This is a genomic window from Sulfurimonas sp., from assembly GCF_016744025.1.
Classification (GTDB): Bacteria; Campylobacterota; Campylobacteria; order Campylobacterales; family Sulfurimonadaceae; genus Sulfurimonas.
In genome coordinates this window covers 1-7,505 of record NZ_JADGFC010000125.1, presented here as the reverse complement: position 1 = coordinate 7,505, position 7,505 = coordinate 1, and the positions used below count along the sequence as shown (strand labels likewise).

Here is a 7,505-nt window from a genome sequence, read left to right as displayed (position 1 = left end):
TTCATAGTAAAAAAGATGCAAGTAAATCAATATTCTCTATTAATGGTGATGTCTTAGATATAAAAGATGAATCTCATTCAGTGCATACTATCAACTCAATAGGTATGGATGAAAAAAATAACTTTGAAATTGTATTTTTACAAGATAATAGTTATAGACAAGAAATTATAAAAAAAGCTATTTTTGAAAACCTTATTTTATTAATTATAATTGCTATTATAACTGCATCAGTTATCAATTATGGTTCTAATATCATTTTAAATGATTTAGATGAGTCAAATATAAAACTTAAAAAAAGTCAAGACAGATTAAAAATACTGAATAAAAATTTACAGTTAGAAGTCGAAAAAGAAATAAAACTAAAACTAAAAAAAGAACTTGAAGCTAATGAGAAAGAAAGAATTTCACTTCATCAAAGTAAGTTAGCTAGCATGGGTGAAATGATAGGAAACATAGCTCATCAGTGGAGACAACCTTTGACTGAATTATCTTTAGTATTAATAAACATGGAGTTATATTTTGAACGTTCAAAAATGACAAAAGAAAAATTCCAAATAAAAGTAAAAGAGGCAAATGAGCAGATATCTTTTATGTCTAAAACAATTGACGACTTTAGAAACTTTTTTTCATCGGGGAAAAAAAAGGAAGTATATTCAATATCTTACGTCATAGATCAAGTGAAAAATCTTACAAATGCATCTTTGAGTAATAATAATATTGCATTAAAATATAAAATAGACACAGACTATAAACTTAATGGATATCCAAATGAAGTTGCTCAAGCCTTTCTTAATATAATTAATAATGCTAGAGATAAATTTATTAATGAAAAGAATACTAACTCATTAATAAATATACATGCTTTTATAGAAAATTCTAAAAAGTATATAACTATTGAAGATAATGCTGGAGGTATAATAGTTGAACCAATAGAGAAAGTATTTGAGCCATATTATAGTACAAAGCACGCTAAAAGAGGTACTGGAATTGGGTTGTATATGACTAAATCTATTATTGAAAAAAATAACAATGCTAAATTGTCTGTTCATAACTCAAAAGATGGGGCAGTTTTTACTATAGTTTTTTAAAAGAGGGTGGAGTAAGTATTATACTAACTCCACTTTTATTTATTTGATTTTTTTATCGCCTCTTATTTTATCAATATCAAGTCCTAAAGCTTTAAAATTACTTCTTACAGAATGTTTTTCTTCTAATACCTTTGAATTGTAATAACCCATATTATTGTTAGTTTGTAATCCTTTTTTCAAATCAAAGTCAGCTCTAGGTTGTGCATTAACATATAACATAATGTCAGCTGCTTCTTGATTACTCAATGAGTCTCCTTGATATAATGGCATATTAGATTGCACCCAAGCCGCACCTTTATTTAACTTGCTCATACCTGCACCAGTGTTATAAGACAATGAATGATTAGTTTTGTCTTTACCCCATAGTGGAGGAAAAGAAGCTATACCTTGACCTTGAACTCCGTGACATGAAATACATTTTTGTGTGAAAAGCTTTTTACCATTTGTATAGTTTGTATGTTTTGCTTTTTTCTGAATTTTTGTAAATTTTTTAATGTTTTTAGCCCATCTCTCGGAATTAGATGGTCCACATGGTCTTTTTTCATTTAGATTAATTGTTTTACCAGTTGAGAGCCAAGTAATATATGTCGCCATAGCAATACTAGCCTCAGTATCAACAATAGGTCTTTTCCCATCCATGCTTCTCATAAAACAATTATTGATTCTATTTTGTAATGTTTGAACTGTCTTTTCTCTTTTTGAATATGCAGGAAATGCCGTTGCTGTATCTACAAACGTCCCAATTCCACTTGCTGTACCTGGTTTATCATCACTTCCTTTTAAATGACAACTTATGCATTGCAACTTATTTCCAACTAAATCTTTAGTAAGTGAGTGTGTATTAGTTTTTAGCATTATCTGCTCACCGAGTTTCACCATATCCCCGACAGGGCCCATTGGATATTTTGTAGGAATACCCCCCCCCAGCCATTAGTGAATTCCCAATAAGTAGTACTGCTAGTAACTCTTTAGTAAATAATTTCATCTATTCTCCTTTATGAATAAGTATAAGTGTAACGTTATAGAGGGGGAAAGTAGGAGGTTCTTTTTTAATTATACCTTGATAAGGTAGCTTCTTACCAAGGTGCTATATTTAAAAAGAGTTATTTTTTATCGCTGATTTGTGAGCCTAAATAACCAAGAGAACCAACTACTCCAGCTAAACTTGTTTGCCAATCTGCAGGCATAAAAACAACTTTAGAATTATCAGAGTCAGAGATTTCTTTTATGCTATCAATGTATCTTTGAGCAAGTAAATAGTTAGGTGCTATCTCTCCTGAAGCTAATCCTTGACCTACGATTACCATAGATTTACGGTCTCCATCTGCTAGTTCTACTTTTGCTTGTGCTTCAAGTTTTGCGGCTTCTAGTCTTCCTTGTGCTTCTAAAATAACAGCTTGTTTTTGTCCCTCAGCTTTTGCAATAGATGCTTGTCTATCTCCATCTGCTATAAGGATTGTAGCTTCTCTATCTCTATCCGCTGCAGCTTGTCTTTCCATTGCTTCTTGTAAGTTGTCACTTGGGCGAATGTCTTGAACTTCTAAGTTACCAAGTGTAAGACCCCATCCACTAAGTGAATCTCTAATTTTTGCTGCAACTTGTGCTTTAATTTGGTCGCGTTGTGAAAGTGACTCATTAAGTGTCATCCCACCAATTACTGCACGAAGAGTTGTTGTTGTCATATTTGCAACAGCACTCTCAAAGTTACTAATAGAATAAGATGCTTTACCTGGATCAGTAACACGATAAAAAACTACAGCACTAATGATTACTACTGCATTATCTTTTGTAATTACCTCTTGGTCTCTAGTTTGTTGAATAAGTTCTTTTGTTACAATTTTATAAGCTACACTATCTACAATAGGAATCAGTAAACTTAGTCCTGGCAATAATGTTTTGCTATATTTTCCTAATCTCTCAACAACCCACTCTTCACCTTGAGGCACAATACGAACCATTTTTGATAGAGTATATACAACTCCAATGACTAAGACAATCGAAAAAACAACACTTATATCTATATTTGTATTCATTATAATTTCCTTTTATTTTTTTTCAACTACGATGGTATTTCCATGTAGTTCTACGATTTTAATTTCACTACCCATTTCTATCTCTCCACTAAGAGAAATTGCCGGCCAACTGCGAGTTCCAAGAATAGGTTCTACTAATTCTACCTCTCCCTCACTAGTATCAGAGATAGATGCAGTGATAACTCCAAACTTGCCGACAAATTCATTGTGTGTTCCAACATTGGAGGTTGGAGAATCAGCCATTTTATTTCTTTTAAAAATGATTACACCGATGAACATAAAAATAGATGCAACGATAAGTTGCCAAAAAATAGACTCAGGCATGAAGTAAGCAACAAGTGCTGAAAATAAAAAACCTATTCCTGCAAAAAGAGCAAAAAAAGTTGGGATATTCATTTCGATGACAAATGCTAAAACACTTAATATTAACCATATATAGTATGACATTTTTTATCCTTTTACTAAAATTGAATTGTATTGCTCAGATAACTGAGTTAAATCTTGTGCTTTGGGAGCATTAGTCAGTTTAAAAAACAGACCTACAGATATTAAAATTAATGGCATAAGCAATTGAGCACTTAATAAAAAAATGATAATTCCACAAATAACTATAATTTCTATTATAGCCCATAATATAAAATGTACTGAAAGATAGTTAGCAAAAAATGCTGGTTCATCTAAGTTTGTTTTATTTGTTTCTTTTCTGTCAAAAATAGAATTAGACGATAACATTCTAAGACGTGCTACTTTTAATGCCATCATTAAAATAATCATCAAAGCAATTGAAGCATATGAAATGATTTTGAGAGTTTGTATATCTGTTATTACTGGAGGAATTGGAGCATACTTATACATATAAACTATAAAACAAGCATATACAATATCTGGTAAAATCATCAATATATGCAATCTTTTAAAGGTTTTTATTTTTTTTTGAATTAACTTAGTGGTTTCTATCATTTATTACCTTCAATTTAATATGAGAAAGTAGTATATTATGTGAATGCTTAATAATTGAAAAAGTTGAAATTCTTTAGGTGTAATTAACTGTGCATCTAAATATAACCAAAAGCCTTTTATAATCAAAAAAGTGTATAATTGCTTTTTTAAGATAAGGAATAAATATGAAAAAAATCATTATATTATCAGCTATCGCTTTAACACTTATGTTTAGCGGATGTACGCAAGAGACACAAAACAAGATAGGTAGAAGTATTCAAAACTGGACAGGAACAAATGGTGTTCTTGATATCTATATGGGTGATAAGCTTGTGAAAAGATTTATCAAAATAGATAAGCTTTCAACTGCTGAAGCTACACAAGGCTCAACTTCTAGAACATATAGATATGGTTATGGTGTTTTAGATGCCAACCAAAATCTTAAAGTTGATTCTGGTGAGAAAAAACTTTACTTTGAAATAAGTGACTACTCAACTTCTTACATCTTTTATGATAACCCAGGTGCTGAGAAATAGATGAACATAATAGAACTGTTTAAATATTTAGTAGAACAAAAAAGTGAGACACCCGATGATGGTGGACTTTCAGATTTTATACAAAACTATTTACCAGACTTTACTGCAGAGCGTATAGATGGAGAAGATGTTAAAAATCTTTTTATATACAAGAAGTTTGGTGAGGGTGAACATCTATGTTTTGCAGGACATGTTGATGTTGTTCCTGCTGGAAAAGGATGGGATACAAATCCTTATGAAGCAGTAGAAAAAGATGGTTACATCTTTGGTCGCGGTACTCAAGATATGAAAAGTGGAGTAGCAGCATTTACTCAAGCTGTTAAAGAAGCTAAAGATTTTAAGGGAACACTCTCTCTTTTACTAACTTCAGATGAAGAGGGTGACGCGATTAACGGTACTGTAAAAGTTTTAGAGTACTTAAAAGAGAACTCTAAACTTCCAGATGCAGTAGTAGTTGCAGAGCCAACTTGTGAAGAGAACTTTGGAGATGCTATCAAAGTAGGGCGTAGAGGTTCTATAAATGGTTACATCACTTTAAATGGTAAACAAGGTCACGCTGCATATCCTGAGAAGGCTATAAATCCTATCCACAACATTGCACCTAGACTTTTAAATATGGCTGGTGTTAACCTAGACAATGGAGATGAGTTTTTTAGTCCTAGTAAGTTTGTAGTAACAGACATACGCTCTGGAATGCAAGTTACAAATGTAACTCCAAATCATCTTGATATGATGTTTAATGTTAGAAACACAACTCTTACAACACAAAAAGAAGTTACAGAGTTTGTGGCAAAAAACTTAGACGGACTAGACTATGAGTTAAAGCTTACACAAGGCTCGTATCCATTTAAAACTGATACTGATACAAAGCTTGTAAAAAAGATAGATGAAGCTATAAAGAGCGTTACAGGTATGAAACCTAAACACTCAACAGCTGGTGGAACCTCAGATGCAAGGTTTATATCTCCTCTGGGAATAGACGTTGTAGAGTTTGGTGTTATAAATGACACTATCCACGCAGTAAATGAGAGAACAAGTGTTAAAGAAGTTCAAGATCTTTATCAAGTATTTAAAAACCTCATTAGCATCTGGAAATAAGAAAAGAATTAAGGAATATTAATGAAATTAGTACAAACGACAAAAGCACCATCAGCGATAGGTCCATACTCTCAAGCAGTAGTAGCAAATGGAATGGTTTACACTTCAGGACAGATTGCACTTACTCCAGAGGGTGTAATGTTAGAAGATGATGTAGTTATCCAAACAAAACAAGTTTTAGCCAACTTAAAAGCTGTTTTAGAAGAAGCGGGTAGCTCTATGAATCAAGTTGTTAAAACTACTATCTTCATAGCATCTATGGACGATTTTGCTGTTATCAATGGAATCTATGAAGAAGCTTTTGGCTCTCATAAACCAGCTCGTGCTACCGTGGCTGTAAAAACTCTTCCTAAAAATGCTTTAGTTGAGATAGATGCAGTAGCATTGGTTAACTAGTTTATAACCTTTAATAAAAGTGCATAGAGAGTTTTATTCTCTTGCTCGGAAATTTTAGACGTAAAACCCTTACCTACTTCCATTACACATGGGAGTAGTTCATTTAAAAGTTCTCTTCCCTTTGGTGTAAGTGATATAACTTTCTTTCTCTTATCTTTTTTATCAGCCGTTCTTTTTATAAAACCTTTTTCTTCTAAACGATTCATAAGCCTTGCTGTAGAAGGTTCATCTGAATTTATGAACTCAGATATCTCTTTTTGTGTCAATGAACCACTCTTATATAATTGCATCAAGGTTCCAAATTGATAGGTAGTAAGGTCATTTGCCTTTAGTTTTAGTTCCAAAGCTTGTTTCATTTGTGTGCTCAATGTATGTACCAAAAAGCCTAGAGATTCATTAAAATTATAATTTTCTATTTTCATATTGAAATTTTAACATAATTAGAAAGTACTTGTCCTTAACAAGTATTTAAGTTTTGATAAAATATACTTGCATATGACAAGTAAAAAGATACTCTGGTTTAGAGAAGTTTTTAATGGTCGATATCAAAGTTATATACTAAAGGATAATACTATGAAAAAGATTATGTTAATACTTGTAATGGCAATAAATATGTTTGGAGCTACTTATACAGTTGAAGAGAGCAGTTCAGATATTAAATTTGAGGCTAGCAAGTTTATGTTTGTTGGAGTAAGTGGAGAGTTCAAAAAGTTCTCAGGTAAGGTCGTTTTGGATGATGAGTCAAATATAGTTTCTATAAATGGAAAAATTAAAATAGACTCTATAAATACTAATGACCAAAAAAGAGACAGTACTTTAAAAGAAGATGATTATTTTTATGTTGATAATTTTCCATATATAATCATTAAAAGTCTCAAAATAAAAGACAATATTATAGAGATATCAACAACAATAAAGGGCATTACTAAAGTATTGAACTTCAATATTGATAAAGTCGAAGTTGATGGTTCAAGATTGGTTATGGAACTTTCATCAGTAGTTAATAGACAAGACTTTATGTTAAATGGTTCTATGAGTGTAGTGATTTCAGATGATGTAAATGTAAAAGTTGAACTGGTTGCATATAAATCTGAAAATATACTAGTAGATTAAATTTAAATTAGCTTAAGTTAAAAGTACTACAATTCGATATATTAATAAATGACCGACGGTCGGTCATTTAAATTTTTAAAGGAAAATAATGGCAATTATTGTAGATAAGATACAAAAAAGAAAAGATATAGCTCTTGCATGTCAAGACATATTTATCCAAAAAGGTATCAACGATCTTACGGTTTCTCAAATAGCTAAAGCAGCAGGAGTAGGCAAGGGTACTATCTATGATTATTTTAAAAATAAAGAAGATATTGTTTTTGAAATAGTAAATATTTTAATGCAAAAGCATAATAAAATGA

At 31.4% G+C, this 7,505-nt stretch carries 11 protein-coding genes; 6 read left to right on the top strand and 5 right to left on the bottom strand.

Annotated features, from left to right (window positions below):
* A partial coding sequence (locus tag QZZ48_RS13075; RefSeq protein ID WP_294966596.1) for a HAMP domain-containing sensor histidine kinase occupies window positions 1-1,088 on the top strand: 1,088 nt, incomplete at its 5' end.
* Between the two features lie 39 nt (window positions 1,089-1,127).
* On the opposite strand, the gene QZZ48_RS13070 is transcribed toward QZZ48_RS13075, so the two are convergent.
* The 4 genes from QZZ48_RS13070 to QZZ48_RS13055 all read right to left on the bottom strand — a co-directional run bounded on the left by QZZ48_RS13070 (window position 1,128) and on the right by QZZ48_RS13055 (window position 4,081).
* Window positions 1,128-1,967: a c-type cytochrome gene (locus QZZ48_RS13070; protein WP_294966594.1), complete on the bottom strand. Its 840-nt coding sequence runs from the start codon at window positions 1,965-1,967 to the stop codon at window positions 1,128-1,130.
* 224 nt (window positions 1,968-2,191) lie between these two features.
* Window positions 2,192-3,121: an SPFH domain-containing protein gene (locus tag QZZ48_RS13065; RefSeq protein ID WP_294966593.1), complete on the bottom strand. Its 930-nt coding sequence runs from the start codon at window positions 3,119-3,121 to the stop codon at window positions 2,192-2,194.
* Window positions 3,122-3,133: 12 nt separating this feature from the next.
* Window positions 3,134-3,568 carry an NfeD family protein gene (locus QZZ48_RS13060; protein WP_294966592.1) on the bottom strand — a complete coding sequence of 145 codons (435 nt, stop codon included), beginning with the start codon at window positions 3,566-3,568 and terminating at the stop codon, window positions 3,134-3,136.
* Window positions 3,569-3,571: 3 nt separating this feature from the next.
* A complete protein-coding gene (locus QZZ48_RS13055; RefSeq protein WP_294966591.1) occupies window positions 3,572-4,081 on the bottom strand; it encodes a hypothetical protein in 510 nt (169 codons plus the stop codon).
* 164 nt (window positions 4,082-4,245) lie between these two features.
* Here QZZ48_RS13055 and QZZ48_RS13050 point away from each other — a divergent pair, with 164 nt between their 5' ends.
* The 3 genes from QZZ48_RS13050 to QZZ48_RS13040 are packed head-to-tail and all read left to right on the top strand — an operon-like array spanning window position 4,246 to window position 6,090.
* Window positions 4,246-4,596 (top strand): hypothetical protein, encoded by a 351-nt coding sequence (locus tag QZZ48_RS13050; protein WP_294966589.1) that lies wholly within the window; start codon window positions 4,246-4,248, stop codon window positions 4,594-4,596.
* Window positions 4,597-5,694 carry a succinyl-diaminopimelate desuccinylase gene (gene dapE, locus QZZ48_RS13045; protein WP_294966587.1) on the top strand — a complete coding sequence of 366 codons (1,098 nt, stop codon included), beginning with the start codon at window positions 4,597-4,599 and terminating at the stop codon, window positions 5,692-5,694.
* Between the two features lie 21 nt (window positions 5,695-5,715).
* The gene (locus tag QZZ48_RS13040; RefSeq protein ID WP_294966585.1) at window positions 5,716-6,090 is read left to right on the top strand and encodes a RidA family protein; all 375 of its coding nucleotides are present in this window, start codon (window positions 5,716-5,718) and stop codon (window positions 6,088-6,090) included.
* Here the strand turns inward: QZZ48_RS13040 and QZZ48_RS13035 are convergent.
* The gene (locus tag QZZ48_RS13035) at window positions 6,087-6,446 is read right to left on the bottom strand and encodes a MarR family transcriptional regulator (protein WP_294966583.1); all 360 of its coding nucleotides are present in this window, start codon (window positions 6,444-6,446) and stop codon (window positions 6,087-6,089) included. The genes QZZ48_RS13040 and QZZ48_RS13035 overlap by 4 nt on opposite strands.
* Window positions 6,447-6,663: 217 nt before the next feature.
* Here QZZ48_RS13035 and QZZ48_RS13030 point away from each other — a divergent pair, with 217 nt between their 5' ends.
* Window positions 6,664-7,203 carry a YceI family protein gene (locus QZZ48_RS13030; RefSeq protein WP_294966582.1) on the top strand — a complete coding sequence of 180 codons (540 nt, stop codon included), beginning with the start codon at window positions 6,664-6,666 and terminating at the stop codon, window positions 7,201-7,203.
* Window positions 7,204-7,291: 88 nt separating this feature from the next.
* The coding region (locus tag QZZ48_RS13025) for a TetR/AcrR family transcriptional regulator (protein ID WP_294966581.1) at window positions 7,292-7,505 on the top strand (214 nt) is incomplete at its 3' end.